This window comes from Pseudomonas sp. SWRI51, from assembly GCF_014268825.1.
Taxonomy (GTDB): domain Bacteria; phylum Pseudomonadota; class Gammaproteobacteria; order Pseudomonadales; family Pseudomonadaceae; genus Aquipseudomonas; species Aquipseudomonas farsensis.
In genome coordinates this window covers 1-20,271 of record NZ_JABWRG010000060.1, presented here as the reverse complement: position 1 = coordinate 20,271, position 20,271 = coordinate 1, and the positions used below count along the sequence as shown (strand labels likewise).

14 protein-coding genes and 1 pseudogene are annotated in these 20,271 nt (G+C 63.3%); 2 read left to right on the top strand and 13 right to left on the bottom strand.

Going from position 1 to position 20,271, the window contains the following annotated elements:
* Window positions 1–136: 136 nt before the first annotated feature.
* From HU720_RS16665 to HU720_RS16640, 6 genes are all read right to left on the bottom strand, one after another.
* Window positions 137–1,555 carry an efflux transporter outer membrane subunit gene (locus HU720_RS16665; protein ID WP_186521040.1) on the bottom strand — a complete coding sequence of 473 codons (1,419 nt, stop codon included), beginning with the start codon at window positions 1,553–1,555 and terminating at the stop codon, window positions 137–139.
* A complete protein-coding gene (locus HU720_RS16660) occupies window positions 1,552–2,427 on the bottom strand; it encodes an HlyD family secretion protein (protein WP_186521039.1) in 876 nt (291 codons plus the stop codon). The genes HU720_RS16665 and HU720_RS16660 overlap by 4 nt, the downstream gene beginning before the upstream one ends.
* A complete protein-coding gene (locus tag HU720_RS16655; protein ID WP_186521038.1) occupies window positions 2,424–2,636 on the bottom strand; it encodes a DUF1656 domain-containing protein in 213 nt (70 codons plus the stop codon). Before HU720_RS16655 ends, HU720_RS16660 begins: the two co-directional genes overlap by 4 nt.
* Window positions 2,633–4,720 carry an FUSC family protein gene (locus HU720_RS16650; protein WP_186521037.1) on the bottom strand — a complete coding sequence of 696 codons (2,088 nt, stop codon included), beginning with the start codon at window positions 4,718–4,720 and terminating at the stop codon, window positions 2,633–2,635. Before HU720_RS16650 ends, HU720_RS16655 begins: the two co-directional genes overlap by 4 nt.
* On the bottom strand, window positions 4,717–5,154 hold the full coding sequence (locus tag HU720_RS16645; RefSeq protein ID WP_186521036.1) for a MarR family transcriptional regulator: 438 nt from the start codon (window positions 5,152–5,154) through the stop codon (window positions 4,717–4,719). Before HU720_RS16645 ends, HU720_RS16650 begins: the two co-directional genes overlap by 4 nt.
* 252 nt (window positions 5,155–5,406) lie before the next feature.
* Window positions 5,407–6,216, bottom strand: a complete 810-nt coding sequence (locus HU720_RS16640; protein ID WP_186521035.1) for a tetratricopeptide repeat protein — start codon at window positions 6,214–6,216, stop codon at window positions 5,407–5,409.
* Window positions 6,217–6,419: 203 nt separating this feature from the next.
* On the opposite strand from HU720_RS16640, the gene HU720_RS16635 reads away from it, so the two are divergent.
* Complete coding sequence (locus HU720_RS16635; RefSeq protein WP_186521034.1) at window positions 6,420–6,977, top strand: WYL domain-containing protein; 558 nt, start codon at window positions 6,420–6,422, stop codon at window positions 6,975–6,977.
* A gap of 166 nt (window positions 6,978–7,143) precedes the next feature.
* Here the strand turns inward: HU720_RS16635 and HU720_RS16630 are convergent, their stop codons facing one another.
* The 7 genes and pseudogenes from HU720_RS16630 to HU720_RS16600 form a co-directional block, all read right to left on the bottom strand.
* Window positions 7,144–8,007 carry an ABC transporter permease gene (locus HU720_RS16630; protein WP_186521033.1) on the bottom strand — a complete coding sequence of 288 codons (864 nt, stop codon included), beginning with the start codon at window positions 8,005–8,007 and terminating at the stop codon, window positions 7,144–7,146.
* Between the two features lie 13 nt (window positions 8,008–8,020).
* Complete coding sequence (locus HU720_RS16625; protein ID WP_186521032.1) at window positions 8,021–8,884, bottom strand: ABC transporter ATP-binding protein; 864 nt, start codon at window positions 8,882–8,884, stop codon at window positions 8,021–8,023.
* A 6-nt stretch (window positions 8,885–8,890) separates the two neighbouring features.
* Window positions 8,891–9,910, bottom strand: a complete 1,020-nt coding sequence (locus tag HU720_RS16620; RefSeq protein WP_186521031.1) for an ABC transporter substrate-binding protein — start codon at window positions 9,908–9,910, stop codon at window positions 8,891–8,893.
* Window positions 9,911–9,935: 25 nt separating this feature from the next.
* Window positions 9,936–10,835: a TauD/TfdA family dioxygenase gene (locus tag HU720_RS16615; protein WP_186521030.1), complete on the bottom strand. Its 900-nt coding sequence runs from the start codon at window positions 10,833–10,835 to the stop codon at window positions 9,936–9,938.
* A gap of 509 nt (window positions 10,836–11,344) precedes the next feature.
* Window positions 11,345–12,743, bottom strand: a pseudogene (locus tag HU720_RS16610) (HlyD family type I secretion periplasmic adaptor subunit).
* Window positions 12,733–14,889 carry a type I secretion system permease/ATPase gene (locus HU720_RS16605; RefSeq protein ID WP_186521029.1) on the bottom strand — a complete coding sequence of 719 codons (2,157 nt, stop codon included), beginning with the start codon at window positions 14,887–14,889 and terminating at the stop codon, window positions 12,733–12,735. The pseudogene HU720_RS16610 and the gene HU720_RS16605 overlap by 11 nt, the downstream one beginning before the upstream one ends.
* Window positions 14,890–14,934: 45 nt before the next feature.
* Window positions 14,935–16,272: a TolC family outer membrane protein gene (locus tag HU720_RS16600; protein ID WP_186521028.1), complete on the bottom strand. Its 1,338-nt coding sequence runs from the start codon at window positions 16,270–16,272 to the stop codon at window positions 14,935–14,937.
* A 352-nt stretch (window positions 16,273–16,624) separates the two neighbouring features.
* Between HU720_RS16600 and HU720_RS16595 the strand changes: the two genes are divergently transcribed.
* Window positions 16,625–20,271, top strand: a 3,647-nt coding sequence (locus tag HU720_RS16595) for a retention module-containing protein (RefSeq protein WP_186521027.1), incomplete at its 3' end; no start/stop codon positions are given.

Here is a 20,271-nt window from a genome sequence, read left to right as displayed (position 1 = left end):
TCCCACAAAGAGCGCGTCAGCCGCAATATCCGAGTCTGGCTCAGATCTCTGTGGGAGCTGGCGCCAGCCTGCGATGAGGCCCCCACAGGCTTTTACAAAAACCATGGAGTCTGCCCCCGTGTGAGGCTAATCGCGCTCAACGCTCAGCGCCGTCCTTCCACCCGCCACCCAAGGCCAGAAATACCGCCACCTGCCCCATCGCCACCTGCCCATTGGCTGCCGCCAGCTGCGCCCTGACATCGGTGTAGGTCCGCGTCGCCTGCAAGTCCGCCAGGAACGACTCGCGCCCCACCTGATAGCGCAGGTGCGTCTGGTCTGCCGACTCTTTTGCCGAACGTTCCGCTTCAGCCAGCGCATCACGCCGGTCCAGCAAGGCGCTGTACTGCGCCAGCCGTGTCTGGGTTTCACGAATGGCGTTGAGCACCACACCGTCAAAATGCGCCAGCGCCGCCTGGGTCGAGGCTTCGGCCATGCGGATGCGCGCGCGGGTACCGTTGGTGGGAATGCTCCAGCTGATCTGTGGGCCTATGCCCCAACGGTTGGTCGAAGGTTCGCCGAGGTTGTCCAGTATGCCGATGGTGCCCACCTGCGCGCCGATGCTGATGTCGGGGTACAACGCGCCAGTGGCGACACCGATATTGGCCGTGGCGGCCGCCAGCTGGCGCTCGGCCTGGCGCACGTCCGGGCGGCGTTTGAGCAGCGCGGCGCCATCGCCCACCGGTACGCGCTGCGCAAGGTGCGGCAGCTCGGCGCAATCGCCAGTGCCGGCGGGTAATTGCTCGACCGGCTTGGCCAGCAGTGCCGCGAGGGCATACAGGCCGGTTTCACGCTCGGCCTTGAAGCGCGGCAGTTCGGCGCTCAGCGACTTGAACTGGGTTTGCGAGCGGGTGACTTGGGAGTCGTCGCCGCGCCCGGCATCGCGCAGGCGCTGGGTCAGCTGCACGCTCTGGCGTTGCAGGTCCAGCGACTCGCGGGCCAGGTGATATTCCTCGTTGGCCGAACACACCTGGGTATAAGCCTTGACCACATCCGCCACCAAGGTGATACGCGCGGTGTCGGCGGCTGCCTGCACCGCATCGGCGTTGGCCTTGGCGGCCTCGGTGCCGCGCTTGAGCGTGCCCCACAGGTCAAACTGATAGCTGGCGCTGATCACGGCTTCACCTATGTTGGCCACCGGCACCTTCTCCGGTTGCAGGAAGGCTTCGCCGGACTCCTGCAGGCGCTGGGCGCCGGCTTTGACGCCGGCATTGAAGCCCCCTGCGGACTCGGCCACCTCCACCTGGGCGCGGGCCCTGGCCAGGTTGGCGGCAGCCACGCGCAGGTCGCTGTTGGCGGCAAGCGCTTGGCGCACCAGCTGGTTCAGGCGCGGGTCCTGATACAGCTGCCACCAGTCTTCGGGCACCGGCGCCGACACCACGTTGGCCGCGTCCCGGCGCAGCGGGCCGTTGAGGTCGTCACGCTGCACGGCGGCGTCGGCAGGCACTGTGTAATCCGGCCCGACCATCGTGCAGGCGCCAAGGGCCAGGCACAGGCCCGCCAAGACCAGCTGTTTCATGGCTGCGTACCCTCGATGATCGACACCGTGGCAGTGCGGCCGGCGATCATGCGGAAGTCCTGCGGCACTTCGTCGAAGGCGATGCGTACCGGAATCCGCTGGGCCAGGCGTACCCAGCTGAATGCCGGGTTGACGTTGGGCAGCAGGTTGGCGCCGCTGCTGCGGTCGCGGTCCTCGATGCCGGCGGCCAGGCTCTGCACGCGGCCACGCAGGCGGGTGTTGTCGCCCATCACGCGGATGTCCACGGCGTCCCCGATATGGATGCCGCCAAGCTTGGTCTCTTCGAAATAGCCATCGACGTGGTAAGAGGCGCTGTCGACCACCGACAACACCGGGTGGCCGGCGCTGACGAACTCGTGGGCGCGGGGGGCGCGGTCGTTGAGGTAGCCGTCCACCGGGCTGCGCACCACCGAGCGGTCAAGGTTGAGCTGGGCCACGTCCACCTGCACCTGCGCCTCGCTCATGGCCGAACGGGCGCGGGCTTCGCGGGACTGGCTTTCTTCGAGCTGCTCGGCAGCCACCAGGTTGCCCAGCTTGCGGTTGCGCCGCGCCTCGCGGCTGGCCTGGGCCAGGGTTTCCTGGCGCTCGGCCAGGGTCGCCTGGGCCTGGCGCAGGGCCAAGGTGAAGCGGTCCTGGTCGATGGTGAACAGCACGTCGCCGCGCTTGATGGTCTGGTTGTCGCGTACCTCGACCTTCTGGATCAGCCCGGACACGTCCGGGGCGATCTGGATCACGTCGGCGCGGATATGGCCATCGCGGGTCCAGGGGGCGAACAGGTAGTACACCACCATTTGCCACACCAGTACGGTGGCAAGGGTCACTACCAGCAGGGTCAGGACCACACGGCCCAGGGTCAGCAAAGGTTTTTTCATGGCAGCATCAGGCTTCGGCAAAAGTGGTCCACCGCGCCAAGCAGCACGGCATACAGGGCAACGTTGAACAGCGCCCGGTGCCAGACCAGGCGATAGAAGTGCACCCGCACCAGCAGCGCGTGCACCCCAAGAAACAGCAGGTAGGTCCCCACCATCATCACCAGTAGCGTGGGCAGGAACACCCCGCTGATATCCAGTTCACCGATCACAGCGGCGCTCCGTCCAGGCCCGGGGGCAGTTGCGATTGTTCGGCAGGCTCAAGCATCACCTCCACGCCCGGCAACAGCGCCAGGCGCAGGCCGGCAAGGGCGTGCAGCAGGTGGGTGCGAGCGTCGCCGCGTTCGTAGCGTTCATCCAGGTTCAGCGCCAGGCGCGCGCGCTCCATGTTGCGCAGCAGCGCAGGCGGCGCATGCAGGCGTTCACCGGCGCGCAGGCAGGCGGCGTAATGCCCGCCCACTTCCTCGACCACGGTTTGCAGGCGCTCGCGGGCCTGGGCCCCGGCGCGCGGCAGGTAGGCCAGCAGGTCGAGCAGGTTCAGCCCCACGCGCAGGTCGCGCAGCGCCACGCCGCTGTCCTGGCCGGTTTGCGACAGACGCGGCAGGTGCTGCATCAGGCGGTCGAGCATCTGCACGCCGACCTTGCGGTGCTCGGCCAGGGTTGCAGGTTCGGTCATGCCAACGATGTCGCGCCAGGCAAAGCGGGTCATGCGCTTGGCCGCCAGCTCAACGCCGAACGGGCGCATCACCAAGGTCCAGACAAAGGCGAACAGCAAGCCCACGGGGCCGGCGATGTTGGCGTTGAGGAAGGCGAAGAAGTCGGCGTCGTAGGCGCCCTGGATGCTGATGAAGGTCGAGGTGTTGACGATGGTCAGCAGGGTGCCGAGGTAGAACCGCGGCTGCACGGTCAGGGTGCCGACACAGATGAATGGCACGGCGAAGGCCAGCACCAGCATCGGGAAATCGTGCAGGTTGGGCAGCACCAGAAACAGATACAGGCTGGAGAACACCACCGACAGCAGGGTCCAGAAGAAAAACCGGTAGATCTGCGGCGCGGGGTCGTCCATGGCAGCGAAGAAGCTGCACGAAACGGCTGCCAGAATCACCGCGCTGGCGCCGTCGTTCCAGCCAAGGCCAATCCACAGGCCGCAGGCAACGATGATTGCCAGTACCGTGGATGCCACCGAGTACAGCATCAGGCCGCGGTCGAAGAAGGCCGTCAGCCGGCCCAGGCGCCAGTGGCGATAAACGGCTCGCCAGGGCTTGGCGTCGTCCAGGCGCAGGGCGTGCTGCAAGGTGCAGCAGTCCTGCCACAGGTCGGCCCACTCGCCCAGGCGGTACAGGGCGTTGGAGAGCAGCAGTTCGGCGCGTTGGTCGAGCGCCGCAGCGCTGGGTTGCAGGCGGTCGATCTGCTCGTGCAGGGCCGCCCAGCGCGCCACTGAGGCGCTGTCGGCGGTGCCTTTGAGCCAATCGCGGGCGCTGGCGAGCAGCGGCTGCACCTGGGCGTATTGCGCTGGGGCGCGGCCTTGGAGGGCGGTCAGGGCATCGTCGAGGGCGTCGATGACGGGCAGCAGGTGAATCATCCGCCCGCGCAGCTCGCGGGCGTTCTTCAAGGTGTGCGGGCCGGCGCCCTCGTGGCCAAGCTGGCCGATCATCATTTCCAGCGAATTGAACGTGGCGACCATGGTGCCGCGCATGGCCCCGACGTGCTCGGCGGCCACGTCGCGTGCCAGGTAGGTATCGCTGTAGCGGATCGCTTCGTTGAACCAGTTGCCGGTGGCGCCGACCACCACCGGGGCCAGCCGGCGTGGCCAGAAGATTGCCCCGACCACTGCCGCGCAGACGATGCCCAGGCAGATTTCCTGGGCCCGCGAGGAGGCGACGTCGAACACCGCCAGGGGGTTGTCGACCACCGCCAGGGCGATCATCGGCAAGGTGTAGCCGGCCAGCATCAGCACGTAGTTGTTGGCCGTGCGCAGGTTCAGCGAGAGGAACAGCAAGGTGCCGGTCCACAGCGCGATGGCGATGCTCAACAGCACCGGCGACTGCACCAGCGGCGGCACCAGAAAGATCGCCCCGCCCGCACCGAGCAAGGTGCCGAGGGCGCGGTACAGCGCCTTGGAGGTGGTGGGGCCGAGGAACGGGCTGGAGACGATGTACACCGTGGCCATCGCCCAATAGGGGCGTGGCAGCTGCATCAGCAGGGCGATGTAGAGGGCGATCATGGAGGCGGCGAAGGTGCGCACGCCGTAGAACCAGTCACGTGCCGGCGGCACCGAGCTGAAAAAACCGCTCACGGCGCATCCCCGGCAGCTTCGAAGGCGCGGATGACGCGCAGCGTGGCTTCAAGGTCCGCGGGGTCGATGCCGTGCAGCACTTGCTGGCGCAGGCGCACCAACTCGTTTTCGATGGATTCAGCCAGGGTGCGGCCGCTGGCCGTCAGGCTCAGGGCCTTGGCGCGGCGGTCGTGCGGGTCTTCGCTGCGGCGCACCAGGCCCGCCTTGCACAGTTGGTCGAGCAGGCGCACCAGCGATGGGCTTTCAAGGCCGGCAGCCTGAGCCACGGCCACCTGGTGCACGCCATCACCCAGGCGCACGATCATCAACAGCGGTACGGCACAGGCTTCGGAAATGCCATAGCGGGTCAGCGCGCCCTGGCACAGGCGGCGCCAATGCCGAGCGGCAACGACCATGCCGCTGCTGATTTTCAGTTGCAGTGCATCGATGGACATGAGGTTCCGGGATATTCATAGTTTGCTAACTATCAATATACGCCCGGCCCTCCCCCTGCCGTCAACCACGCATATCAATATCCGCGTGGGTGCGGTTTATGTAGGAGCGGCCTTGTGTCGCGAAAGGGGTGCGAAGCACCCCCAAAATGTGTGCTTGAAAATTGATATCGCCGGGGCCGCTTTGCGACCCGTTCGCGACACAAGGCCGCTCCTACACTGACCGCGTCATTCTGCGATGAGGGCCACGCCGGTTCAGGGCTGTATCTGGTCTTCCAGCTTCATGGTCAGCGCCAGGGTGCTGCCCAGCTGTATCGCTTGATCACGCCAGCCCATGTAACGGGCCGCATCGACATGGCTGAAGTACATCGCCAACTCCTCGGCGGCCTGCATCACCCCGGTGGCTGCGGCCAGCTCCAGCCAGTACAGCGCCGCCTTGGTGTCCGGCTCTACGTACAACCCATGCAGCAGGCGGTAGCCCACCTCGAAACGGCAGCGCGTCTCGCCGCGCATGGCGCCGCGCAGGAACCATTGGTACGCCTCGGTCGGGTTTACCTGCCAGTCCTGCTCGCCGTCGCAGACCTCTTCCTCGTACAAATCCCCCAGCGCCGCCGCCGCATGCAGCAGCCCGCGCTCGAAGGCATGGCGGTAATACTCGGCAGCATTGGCGTAGGAAACATCCACGCCCTTGCCGAAGTAATGCTGCTGTCCGAGGTTGAACCACGCAGCGGCATCGCCCTGCAGCGCTGCCATGCGCAGCAGATGACCGGCCAGCGCGGTATCGCCGCGCCAGTACTTGCCATTGAGCCAGATCCAGCCCAGGTCGTTGAGCGCCGCGACATTGCCCATCAGGGCCTGGCGGCTGAGGTCGACGTAGACGGCATGCAGGTCGGTCGCTTCATCCAGGCGGTCGATCAGGCCAAAGCGCTCGCCCAGCGCCGGCTGGCTGGGCAGGCCGATGCCGGCGAACAGCCGATGGCGCACGCCAGGGCGTGCTGGCGCCGGGACTATGCGCTCGGGCAGCAGCCGCGCAAGCAGTGAATGGATATTGCTGGCAGCAGACATGTTCATCCTCATTGAACGTTACAGCCCCGACCTCGACTGCGCTGGAGCGTGATTCTGCGCGACGACACGTCAAAACCTGTCGCGAACGATCACATCGTAGGCAACCAATTGTCAGTTGATTGATCTGAGCACGCTGTGGCCAATTGCCATGACCTGCTTGTGCCGCCATTCTAGGCGGCAAGCCTAGACAAGGACGTTCCCTTTTGCCGTTCGCCACCACTCGCGCCACCCTCAGCCGCCAATGGGCGTTGCTTCGTCAACTGCCCGGCCGCTCCCCCGGTATTACCAGCGCTGAACTGGTCTGGCGCCTGCGTGATGTGGGGTTCACTGTCAGCAAACGCACGGTTGAGCGTGACCTCAACGAGCTGTCGCTGATTTTCCCGTTGGAGCGCAACGACAAGAGCATTCCGTTTGGCTGGCACTGGTCGGCCAGCGCTGGCGGGGAGTTGCGCGGCAATTTTGATCTGCAGGGGTATTTGCGTGGCGATTTGTTGCAGCCGGTGCCCGGCGCGGGCGTCGAGTTGCAGGCGCGGGTCAGCGATAACCTGGCGCGGCAGTTGCGCGAGGCGCCGCTGACGGCAGATATGCAGCTGACGGCGCTGGAGCAGGGGCACCGCTTGCGGGCAACGGTGATGGACGGCTGGCCATTGCGCTGGTGGCTGCTGAGCCAGGGGGAAAGCTTGGTGGTGGAGCTGCCCGTGGACCTGCGCGAGGAAATCGGCAAGACCCTGGCCAACGCGGCGGCGCAGTATCAGGTTTAGCCTGCCCCGGCCTCATCGCAGGAGCCGCCAACTGTAGGAGCGGCCTTGCGTCGCGAATGGGCTGCGCAGCAGCCCCGACGATTTAGATTGAAACCAACATCCTGGGGCCGCTACGCGCCCCATCGCGACACAAGGCCGCTCCTACACGAGCAAAAGCCGGCAAAGCCTACCGCTGCATCCCCCAGCGCCTGACCGTCAGCCGCTCCAGGGTATTGAACACCAGCCCCTCCACCAGCAGCCCGATGAAGATCACCACCGCCAACCCGGCAAACACCTTGTCGGTGTACAGCTCGTTGCGGTTCTGGAAGATGTACCAGCCAAGCCCGCCCTTGCCACTGCTGGCGCCAAACACCAGCTCGGCGGCGATCAGCGTGCGCCAGGCGAACGCCCAGCCAATCTTCAGCCCCGAGAGAATCGACGGCAGCGCCGCCGGCACCAGCACATGCAGCACCAGGCGCAGGCCGCGCAGGCCATAGTTGCGCCCGGCCATGCGCAGGGTTTCCGAAACCCCCAGAAACCCGGCATAGGTATTCAGCGCCAGCGCCCACAGCACCGAGTGCACCAACACGAAAATCAGGCTGTTATCACCCAGCCCGAACCACAGCAGCGCCAGGGGCAGCAACGCGATGGCCGGCAGCGGGTTGAACATCGAGGTCAGGGTGCCGAGCAGGTCGCGGCCGATCTGCGTCGATACCGCAAGGCTGGTCAGGCCGAACGCCAGCACAATGCCCAGCACATAGCCCTTGAGCAGTATCACCAGCGATACCCCGACCTTGGCCGGCAACTCGCCGCTGAGCATGCCGTCCCAGAACGCCGCAGCCGTCTGCAAGAAGCTCGGCAGCAGCAGGTCATTGTCGGTATAGCGCGCGACCAACTCCCAGAGCACCGCCAGCGCTGCCAGGATCACCGCTTTGCGCAGCCATCCTTGCTGCCACAGCCGTTGCGCCAGCGGCAGGTCGCGTTCCAGCGGTACGCCGGGCAGCGGCTGTAACTGAACTTCGTATTCCTGGCGTGCAGAGGTAATAGTCATGCCAAGGCTCCTGTCAGTAGGCGATGCGGATGTCGTTGAAACCCAGGTCGGCGCTGTGCTCCGGCGTTTCGGCTTCATCGAACAACAAGCGGTGGATGCGCCGGGCGCTGGCCTGGAAGTCGCTGGCGCCCAGGCTGCCCAGGTCGTACTGGTGGCTGTGCACCTCGGCGCGCACGCGGCCCGGGTGCGGCGACAGCAACAGGATGCGGTTGCCCACCACCAACGCCTCTTCAATGGAGTGGGTGACGAACAGCAAGGTAAAGCGCACCTCTTCCCACAACAGCAGCAGCTCTTCTTGCATCTTGCGCCGGGTGAGGGCGTCGAGGGCGGCGAACGGCTCGTCCATCAGCAGGATCTTCGGCTGCGTGGCCAGCGCCCGGGCGATCGCCACCCGCGCCTTCATGCCACCTGAGAGCGTATGCGGGTAGGCATCGGCAAAGGCGGCCAAGCCGACCTTGTCCAGGTAATGCAGCGCCCGTTCCTCGGCTTCGGCGCGTTTGAGCTGGCCGGACACCAACAGCGGAAACATCACGTTCTGCTTGACCGTCTTCCACGGCGGCAACTGGTCGAATTCCTGAAACACCACGATGCGATCCGGCCCTGGGCCGCGCACGGGCTGGCCTTGCAGCAGAATCTGCCCTTCACGCGGCTCGATGAAACCGGCCACAGCCTTGAGCAAGGTGGACTTGCCGCAGCCCGACGGGCCCAGCAGCACAAAGCGGTCGGCACGGTCGATTTCGAAGCTGACCTGGTGGGTGGCCCGCACCACGCGCTGGGCGGTGCGGTATTCAAGGCTGAGGTTGTCCACCGCCAGCAGCGGTGGGGTGGCGACACGGCTCAGGTTGCTGGCCGCGTGGCCTGGCAATGGGGCGGTCATGGTCGGTCAGCTCCCCTGCAGCGGGCGTTCATCCTGGAAGAAGTAGTCCTTCCACGATTCAGGCTTGTTCTTGATCGCGCCGACCCGATAAAGGAAATCGGCCAGCTTGTAGGTGTTCTTGGGCGTGACGGTGAATTCGTACTGCGGGTTGTCGATCAGCTTGATCAGCACGTCGCGGTCGATCTTGGCCTTAGTCACGCGGATATAGGTGTCGGCCGCCGCGGCTTTGTCGTGCTGGGCAAACTCGGCGGCTTCGGCCAAGGCATCGACGAAGGCCTTGTAGGTCTTGGGGTTGTCGTTGCGGAATTTCTCGGTGGCAAACAGCAGGGTCGGCGAGTTGGGGCCGAGCAGGTCGTAGCTGTTGAGCACGATATGCACGTTCTTGTTGGCCAGCACCTGGTCCTGGAACGGCGGGTTGGAGAAGTGCCCGTTCAGCTCGGTGCCGCCGGCCAGCAGGGCTGCGGTGGCGTCCGGGTGGGGGACGGCGAGGGTGTACTTGTCGAGGCGGTTGTATTGCTTGTCGCCCCACTGCTGGGCGGCGGCGTATTGCAAGAAGCGCGACTGCACCGACACGCCCACTGCCGGCAGGGCGATGCGGTCCTTGTCGCTGATATCGGCGATGGTCTTCACGTTCGGGTTGCTGCTGACCAGGTAGTACGGGAAGTTACCCAGCGAGGCCACGGCCTTCACGTTCTGCCGGCCCTTGGTGCGGTCCCACACGGTGAGCAGCGGGCCGACGCCGGCACCGGCTATGTCCACGGACCCAGACAGCAACGCATCGTTGACCGCCGAGCCGCCCGACAGCTGCGCCCAGTCCACTTCGATGTCGATGCCCTGCTGTTTGCCGTGTTTCTCGATCAGGTGTTGATCACGCACCACGTTGAGCAGCAGGTAGACGATGCCGAACTGTTCGGCGATGCGGATCTTGCCCTCGGCGTGGGCCAGGGTGGGTGCAGCCAGGCTGCCGACGACCAGGCTTGCGCCCAGGCCGATGCTTGCCGCCAGGCGGCTGATGGATTTACGCATGATCTTGGGTTCCTTCAGTCGTCAGTCAGAACGGGGCATCGCCCTGGATAGTGGTGCGGTAGAGCTTGCGGCGCAGGTGGGCTGGGCAGCCGCTGGCCAGGTGGATCAGCGAGCGGTTGTCCCAGAACACCAGGTCGTGGGGCTGCCACTGGTGGCGGTAGATGTTCTGTTCGAGCACGCTCAGGGCATACAGCTGCTGCAGCACATCGCGGCTCTCGTCGTCGGGCAGGCCGACAACGCGGGTGGTGAAGCCTTCACTGACGAACAGCGCCTTGCGGCCGGTTTCCGGGTGGGTGCGCACCACCGGGTGGATGACTTCCTGCACCTGCGCCAGTTGCTCGGCGCTGAGCGTTGGGCGCCAGTTGCCCGCGAACTTGGTTTCAGCGTAACGCGCGGTGTAGGAGTGCGCGGCGTCACGCCCGGCGATGATCTTGCGCAGGGCATCGGGCACGGCGTCCCAGGCTTTGTGCATGTCAGCGAACAGGGTGTCGCCGCCTTCGCTGGGCAGTTCCTGGGCGTGCAGCATCGAGCCGAGGCTGGGCAGCTCTTTATAAGAAAGGTCCGAATGCCAGAACTTGCCGGCATCGCCCAGGCCCAGGTTGCGACCGTCTTCGATGATGTTCGAAACGATCAGGATTTCCGGGTGGCCGGCCAGCAAAAACTGCTTGAGCACATGGATTTGCAGCTCGCCGAAGCGGCGGCTGAAGTCGATTTGCTGTTGTGGGGTGATGCGCTGGTCGCGAAACACCAGAACGTGGTGGTCGAGGTGGGCGCGGTGAATTCGGCTGAAGTCGTCGGCGTTGACCGGTCGAGTCAGGTCCAGGCCGATGATCTCGGCGCCGACGGCACCGGAGAACGGGCGGACTTCAAAGGTTTGCGGCAGGGCGCTGTCGATGTTCGACAAGGCGTTCGAGGCGGCTGGCATTGTTCACTCCCACGCAGTGCGCGACATTCAGGGCGCGCAACGATTCAGAAACGCACGGGGTTTACCCGTGTGGGTTCGAGTCGTGCGGCGCGCTGATTGGTCAGCGGGTACGCAGTGGGGTGACTATATGTGCATAAGAAAGATAATTTAAATATCTTTAATGCATATGCATAGTAGTGGGAGGGGTGCTGATGGGGGCCTGCTTGCACCGGCCTCATCGCAGGCTGTCGCCACCACGCAGGCCGCGCTCAACCGCAACATGGCTGCTTGGACCCAACCCTGTGGGAAATGATAGAGAGTTGTGGCGAGCGGGCTTGCCCCGCGTTGGGCTGCGCAGCAGCCCTGAGGACTATCCATGGTCTTTCAGGGCTGCTGCGCAGCCCAACGCGGGACAAGCCCGCTCGCCACAAGGAGATATGTCTGGCGGGAACAGGCTTGTACAAAACCATAGAATCTCCCACAGGGGCCGCGGAGGCCATGACAGGCTTGCACAGCCTGCCTAACAGCCATCACCGCTCGCGCAGGGCTTCGCTGCGGGCTTTCATGATCGGCTTGAGCAGGTAGCTCATGATGGTTTTCTTGCCGGTCATGATATCCACCGTCGCCACCATGCCCGGGATGATCAGCAGCGGCTTCTCGTCGGTGCCCAGGTGGCTTCTCGTCGGTGCCCAGGTGGCTTCTGTCGGTGCGCAGGCGGATCAGGTAGTACGTGGTCTTCTTGTCTTCGTCGGTGATGGTATCGGCACCGATCTGCTCAAGCTTGGCCTTCAGCCCGCCATAAATGGTGTAGTCATAGGCGGTGAACTTCACCGTGGCCTCTTGGCCGGGGTGCAGGAACGCGATGTCCTTGGGCAGGATTTTCGCCTCCACCACCAAGGTGTCATCCAGCGGCACCACCTCGATGATGTCACTGCCCGGCTGGATCACGCCGCCGATGGTGTTCACCAGCAGTTGCTTGACGATGCCGCGTACCGGCGAGGTGACCATGGTGCGGGTAACCCGGTCGTCCAGCGCCTTGCTGGTGGCGGTGGCCTTGTTCAGCTCGGTACGTGCCTCGTTGAGCTGGGTCAGCGCTTCGCTGCGGAACTTGCCACGGGTTTCCTCGATCTTGCTCTGCACTTCCTTGATCGCAGCTTCTGCACGCGGAATGGCCAGCGCGGTGGAGTCCATCTGGCCACGGGTTTCGACCTCGGCGCGGCGCAGGCGCAGCACTTCAACCTGCGAAATGGCACCTTGCGCAACCAGCGGCTCGGACATCGAGATCTCCTGGCGCAGCAGCTGCAGGCTGTTGGCGTACTGGGCGCGCTTGGAGTTGAACTCGCGCAGCTCTTGCTGCTTCTGCACCAATTGCTGCTGCAGGCCGCCGATCTCATCCTGCAGCTGCTGGCGACGGCTGATGTACAGCGACTGTTCGCTGGCCGCCTGGCTTGGGGCTGCCTTGCGCAGTTCTTCGTCGATTTGTAGTGGCTGGTCGTCCACCTCGGCGCTCAGGCGCTGCACGCGCAAGGCCATGGCCAGGCGCGAGGCCTCGGACTCGTCGACGTTGGAGGCAAAACGGGTTTCATCCAGGCGCAGCAGGGGCTGGCCGATTTCGACGATTTCCCCTTCCTTGGCGTAGATCTGGGCGACGATGCCGCCCTCGAGGTTCTGGATCTTCTGCACCTTGGACGACGGGATGGCCTTGCCTTCCCCGCGGGTCACTTCATCGATGGGCGCAACGCTGGCCCAGATGATCATGAACACGAAGAACGCAATGATGCCCCAGATGGTCAGGCGTACGATGCGCGGCGCATCTTCGATCAGCGCCTTGTTGACCTCGGGCAGCGGTTGCCCGGCCAGCGACTCGGAGCCCTTGAAGTAGCGGCGCAGGTTGTCCTTGAAACGCCCTATATCGAGCTTATGCAACACTGATCTGCCCCTTCTTCAGCGCATCCATGACGGCGGCTTTCGGGCCATCCGCGACGATCTGTCCACGATCGATGACGATCAACCGGTCCACCAGCGACAGCAACGAGGCGCGGTGGGTGACCAGCAGTACGGTCTTGCCCTCGACCACCGCGGCCAGGCGCTGCTTGAGGCGCTCCTCGCCGGTGTTGTCCATGGCGCTGGTCGGTTCGTCGAGCAGCAGAATCTGCGGGTTGAGCAGCAGCGCCCGGGCCAGGGCAACGTTCTGGCGCTGGCCGCCGGAGAGGTTCTGCCCACGCTCGCCAACTTGCAGCTCGTAGCCATCGGGGTGCAGGCGGGCGAACTCATGCACGCCGGCAAGCTCGGCGGCCTGCAGAATCAGCTCGTCTTCGATGTAGCGGGCGCCGCTGACCAGGTTGTCGCGCAGCGTGCCAGCCAACAGCTGGATGTCCTGCGGCACGTAGCCGATGTTGTGGCGCAGCTCGCTGACGTCGATCTGGCGGATATCCACGCCATCGACCAGCAGCGAGCCGTTGTCCGGCTCGTACAGGCCGACGATCAGCTTGGCCAGCGAGCTTTTGCCCGAGCCACTGCGGCCAATGATGCCGACCTTCTCGCCCGGGCGAATGGTCAAGTTGATGCCTTTGAGCGCCTGGTTCTGCTGGTTGGGGTAGGTGAACTCGACGCCGCGGAATTCCACCGCGCCCTGTAGCACCTGGCGGCTCAGCGGGCGCTCATCGAAGTTGCGCTCTTGCGGCAGCTCCATCATCTGGTTGGTCGACACCATGGTCACCTTGGCCTGCTGGTAGCGGGCCAGCAAACCATTGAGCTGGCCCAGCGGGCCAAGGGCGCGGCCGCTGAGCATGTAGCAAGCCACCAGGCCGCCCATGCTGAGGTTGCCGTCGATGATCAGGTACACGCCGACGCAGATCATCGCCACGCCCGCCAGTTGCTGGATCAGCAGGGTGATGTTCATGGCCAGGCCCGACAGCACCTTGACCCGCAGTTCCAGGCGGCTGAGGGTGCCGAGGGTCTGCTCCCACATGTACTGGCGCTCGCTTTCGGCGTTGTTGACCTTCACCGCATCCAGCCCGGCGAGGGTCTCGATCAGGCTCGACTGGCGCTCCGAGGCCAGGGCCATGGTGCGTTCCATGGTGGCCATCAGCGGCTTCTGCAGGGCATAGCCAATGCCCAGCGCGAGCGGGAAGGCCAGCACCGGGATCCACACCAGGTGCCCGCCAATAATGGCGATGACCACCAGCACCAGAATGGTGAACGGCAGGTCGATCAGGCTGGTGAGGGTGAGCGAGGCGAGAAAATCGCGCAGGCCCTGAAATTCGTGGATGTTCTGCGCAAAGCTGCCGACCCGCGCCGGGCGGTGCTTCATCGACATGCCGACGATACGTTCGAACAGCGTGGCCGAGATGATCAGGTCGGTCTTCTTGCCCGCCAGGTCCAGGCACAAGCTGCGCAAACCCTTGAGAATCAGGTCGAAGATATACGCGCCGACAATGCCGACAGCCAGCACCCACAGGGTCGAGGTGGCTTGGTTGGGCACTACGCGGTCGTACACGTTCATCACGAACAAGGGCGCGGCCATGGCGATCAGGTTGATCACAAGGCTCGCCGCGATGGCGTCGATGTACAGCCATTTGCTGCGCATCAGGGTGTCGCGGAACCAGGAGTTCACGCGCGGAATGAGGTTGCCGTGGTTGACGTCGTACTTGTGCTGGGGCTGGGCGAAGAACACCTTGCCGGTGTAGTCGCCTTCGAGGGCCTCGCGGCTGATCAGCACTTCACCGCCATCGCTCTCGCTGAGCAGCAGGCGCGCTGTGTCGTCGTTTTCCCAGCCCACCAGGATGGCGCTGCGGCCTTCCTTGAGCAGCAGCATGGCCGGCATGGCCATGCTGGGGATTTGCTCCAGCTTGCGTTGCAGCAACCGCCCCTGCAGCCCGGCACGGGCCGCTGCACGGGGCAGCAGCTCGATGTTCAGGCGTTGGGACGGCAACGGCAGGCCAGTGGTAAGCATGGCCCGGCTGGCCGGCTTCTGGTGCAGGACACACAGGGTCAGCAGGCTATCCAGTAACGGATCGTCATGCTGACTGCGTGGATCGTGGCTGAGTTGGACTCGACTGACTTCGGATTCCACGCGGCGCTCTCTTTCATCCTTGCGGGGGTTTGCCAAGGTGCGCCATCAGTTCATGCCTGGCAGGTTCACCTTGGGTTTCAAATCGTTCTGCACAACGGTCGCCAGCGGTGCTACGACACCCTGACTTCTGAGCAGTTGGCCAATGGTCGCCTTGATTCGATACTGAGTAAACATTTGTATGTTCTTCACTTCCACCAGACGACGCTGGGCGGTGAAGGTTTCATTTTCACTGTCGAGCAAGTCGAGCAGGGTGCGCTCACCCAGGCCGAACTGCTGCTGGTAGGCGCTGCGCACCTTCACGCTGTGGTCGACGTACTGCTGGGCAATCGGCAACTGCGCGTTGGCGTTGTCCATGGCGTTCCAGGCCAGGCCCAGTTCTTCGTTGAGCTGGCGCAGGGCGTTGTTGCGGATATCCAGCGCCTGGTTGGCCAGGTACGACTTCGACTCCAGGTCGGCCTTGTTGCTGCCGCCGTTATAGAGGTTGAAGTTCATGCGCAGCATAGCCTGCCATTCATTGTTATGGCCGACGGTGCCGTCAAGGTTGTTATCGGCAGTACGGCCGACATCTATATCGAAACGCGGATAGAAGGTCGATTTGGCGGCATCGTACTGCTTCTCGGCAGCGGCGATGTCGGATTCGGCAGAGCGCAGAATCGGGCTCTCCTCGATCAGCTGGTGACGGGCTTCATCCAAGGTTGCTGGCAGCAAGTCGACAAACGGCGCAGGTGTGCTTAGCTCGTCCGGCATTTGCCCAACCACGCTGAGGTAGTTGGTGTTGGCGTCGGCCAGGTTGGTTTGCTCGGTGATCAGGTTGTTGCGGGCCTGGGCCTGGCGCGCTTCGGCCTGGTCGAGGTCGGCCATGCGGCCTACGCCACGGGCGGTACGCAGCTTGATCTGGTCAAGGATACGGTCGTGGTTGCGCAGGTTCTCTTCGGCCAGGCGCACCATCTCGCGGCGCGACAGCACATCCAGGTAGACCTGGGCCACATTCAGCGCGGTGCGCTCGGAGGTACCCAGCAGGGAATAGGCGCGAGCATTGGCGGTGGCGCGTTGACGCCCGACTTCGCTGGAGGTGGCAAAACCGTCAAAAACCATTTGGCGCAGACGGATTGCTGACTCGCCTCGGTTGAGGGTCTCCCAGCGGTTACCAGTGCCTGGGGTGTCGCTGCCTTCGCGGCCATAACCGGCTGTCAGGTCGACCTTAGGCAGGTAACCGCCCTGGGCGGCACGTACTTGATAGTCCGCAGCGGTACGGGCGTTGACCCCGGCCTGGATTTCCGGGTGCACTTCCAGGGCCTTTTGCATGGCTTCGGGCAAGGATTGTGCTTGTACGAACGAGGCGGCAAGGGTGAAAGGGATAGCGATAAACAGTGACGCGCGCATTTGTGCTGGTTTCCCGAGAGTGCTGTTGTCGTAAATCACGACCAAGCCCGCTCCCGCCCTGGAAAATGACAACCCCGTTTCCGTGGGTAGGACGCTTGCGAAAAGGCAGTGCGATTAATACGAAAGAAAGGGCTGTTTAGGGCCAAATATCAATGTGACATTACCGTGCCGATTGTTTAGGATGGCAGGCAGAAGGTCAATAGTTTGGCATAAAGTTAATCGCCAGAAGTTATAGACGTAAATTTGACGCTTTCAGGCGTCAACAAACATTTTCGTAACATTCCATCAGTCGCCGCCAGCGCGTGTTGGCCGGGCATGGAAGCCAAACTGAACGGTAAGTCCGGAGATTCCAATGAGCACTGTTGTCGCCATCGTCAAAAGCATTGTTGGCCAAGTTTTCGCAGTATCCCCTGAAGGCATCCGGCGCGTTCTGATCGAAGGCGATCGCCTGCTCGCAGGTGAGCACGTAGAGACCGGCGCTGGCGGCGCAGTCACTCTGGAACTGGCCGATGGCCGTTTGCTCGACCTCGGTCGTGACTCGCAATGGAGCGCCGATGCGCCCGACAGCAGCACCGACCTGAGCCTGGCCAGTGCCGAGGCCGCGCCTTCGGTCGAAGAGCTGCAGCAAGCCATCGCCGCCGGTGCTGACCCGACTACCGACCTTGAAGCTACCGCCGCCGGCCCGACCGCGGCAGGCAGCGGCGGTGCGGTTGGCGGCGGCCATAGCTTCGTGCTGCTTGAAGAGACGGCTGGTGTGGTCGACCCGACCATCGGCTTCCAGACTGCCCCGATTGGCTTTGCCACTGGGCTGAACACTTTGGAAATCGGCGGGCAGGACACCACCACTGCCGCTGCTGGCGCCACCGCGGTCACGCCCCCGCCGGTACCGACCGATGTCGTACTCAGCGCCACCCCTTCGATTACCGAAGCGGGTGGCGTTATCGTTTACACCGCAACCGTTGGCCAGGCGCCGACCAGCGCACTGACCGTGACCCTGTCCAACGGCGCCGTCATCGTGATCGCCCCGGGCCAGACCAGCGGCACCGTAAACGTCGAGATCGCCCCTAACGACACGCCGTACATCGACGCCAGCGAGCTCTCCGCGCACATCACCGGCACCAGCGGCGGCACCGGCTTGATCGTCACCATCGACCCGACCCCTGCGGTGACCCAGATCACCGACACCATCGACACCACCACCGCCACGCTGACCGCAACGCCGAGCGTCGACGAGGGTGGCGTGATCACCTACACCGTGTCGGTGAACAACCCGGTGACCGGTAGCGACCTGGTAGTCAAACTGGCCAACGGGCAGACCGTCACCATCGAGGTGGGCAAGTCGTCCGGCACCGCTGAATACACCGTGCCGAACAGCATTTATGCGACCAAGCCTGATGTCAGCAACGGCATTACGGAGATTAGCGGCGGCAATTACGAGAAGATCGTTGGTGAAGGCAAACCGGTTACCACCGTGACCCAGGGGCCAGGCACTGAAGACACCACTGAGCTGAAGCTGACCGCCACTGGCGAAGTCGCGGAAGGTGGCAAGATCACCTACACCGCCACCTTGTCGAACCCGGCTGGCAGCGACGTAACCATCAAGCTCAGCAATGGCGAAACTATCACCATTGCCAAAGGCCAGACCGAAAACAGCATCTCGATTGATGCGCCGGCTGACGATGTCTACATCGATGCTGAGAAACTCAGCGTTACTGTGGATAAAGTGGATGGCGGTGATTTCGAGAAGCTCGAAGTCAACCCGAATCCAGCGGAAACCCAAGTCACTGACACCATCGACACTTCGACTGTCACGCTGACTGCCAGCAGCAACTCGGTCGCCGAAGGCGGCACCATTACCTACACCGCTTCGGTAAACCACGAAGTCACCGGCAGCGACCTGGTAGTGAAACTGGCTAACGGCCAGACCATCACTATCCCGGTTGGCCAGTCTTCGAGCTCGGTGGACTTCACCGTGCCGAACAGCGTCCACACGACCAAACCGGACGTGAGCAACGCCATTACCGAGATCACTGGTGGTAACTACGAGAAAGTGGTTGGCGAAGGCAAGCCAGTCACTTCCGTAACTCAGGGCCCAGGCACTGAAGACACTACCGAACTGAAGCTGACCGCCACTGGCGAAGTCGCGGAAGGTGGCAAGATCACCTACACCGCCACCTTGTCGAACCCGGCTGGCAGCGACGTAACCATCAAGCTCAGCAATGGCGAAACTATCACCATCGCTAAGGGCCAGACCGAGAGCAGCATCTCCATCGATGCCCCGGCTGATGACGTCTACATCGATGCTGAAAAACTCAGCGTCACTGTGGATAAAGCCACTGGTGGCGACTTCGAGAAGCTGGTTGTGGATAACACCCCAGCCGTTACCGAAGTCACTGACACCATCGATACTTCGACTGTCACGCTGACTGCCAGCAGCAACTCGGTAGCCGAAGGCGGCACTATCACCTACACCGCCTCCGTGAACCACGAAGTGACCGGTAGCGACCTGGTAGTGAAACTGGCCAACGGCCAGACCATCACCATCCCAGTTGGCCAGTCGTCGAGCTCGGTGGACTTCACCGTGCCGAACAGCGTCCACACGACCAAACCGGACGTGAGCAACGCCATTACCGAGATCACTGGCGGTAACTACGAGAAAGTGGTTGGCGAAGGTAAGCCAGTCACTTCCGTAACTCAGGGCCCAGGCACTGAAGACACTACCGAGCTGAAGCTGACCGCCACTGGCGAAGTCGCTGAAGGCGGCAAGATCACCTACACCGCCACTTTGTCGAACCCAGCTGGTAGCGATGTGACCATCAAGCTGAGCAATGGTGAGACCATCACCATTGCCAAAGGCCAAACCGAGAACAGCATCTCCATCGATGCCCCGGCTGATGACGTCTACATCGATGCTGAGAAACTCAGCGTCACTGTGGATAAGGCTGACGGCGGCGACTTCGAGAAGCTGGTTGTGGATAACACCCCAGCCGTTACCGAAGTCACTGACACTATCGACACTTCGACTGTCACCCTGACTGCCAGCAGCAACTCGGTCGCCGAAGGCGGCACCATCACCTACACCGCCTCCGTTAACCACGAAGTGACCGGTAGCGATCTCGTGGTGAAACTGGCCAATGGCCAAACCATCACCATCCCAGTTGGCCAGTCTTCCAGCTCGGTGGACTTCACCGTCCCGAACAGCGTCCACAACACCAAGCCGGACGTAAGCAACAGCATCGACGAAATTTCGGGTGGTAATTACGAGAAAGTCGTTGGTGAAGGCAAGCCAGTCACTTCCGTAACTCAGGGCCCAGGCACTGAGGACACTACCGAACTGAAGCTGACCGCCACTGGCGAAGTCGCGGAAGGTGGCAAGATCACCTACACCGCCACCTTGTCGAACCCGGCTGGCAGCGACGTAACCATCAAGCTCAGCAATGGCGAAACTATCACCATCGCTAAGGGCCAGACCGAGAGCAGCATCTCCATCGATGCCCCGGCTGATGACGTCTACATCGATGCCGAGAAACTCAGCGTTACTGTGGATAAAGTGGATGGTGGTGATTTCGAGAAGCTCGAAGTCAACCCGAATCCAGCGGAAACCCAAGTCACTGACACCATCGACACTTCGACTGTCACGCTGACTGCCAGCAGCAACTCGGTCGCCGAAGGCGGCACCATTACCTACACCGCCTCCGTTAACCACGAAGTAACCGGTAGCGATCTCGTGGTGAAACTGGCCAACGGTCAGACCATCACCATTCCGGTTGGCCAGTCGTCGAGTTCGGTGGATTACACCGTGCCCAATAGCGTCCACAACACCAAACCGGACGTTAGCAACGCCATTACCGAGATCACTGGCGGTAACTACGAGAAAGTGGTTGGCGAAGGTAAGCCAGTTACTTCCGTAACTCAGGGCCCCGGCACTGAAGACACTACCGAACTGAAGCTGACCGCCACTGGCGAAGTCGCGGAAGGTGGCAAGATCACCTACACCGC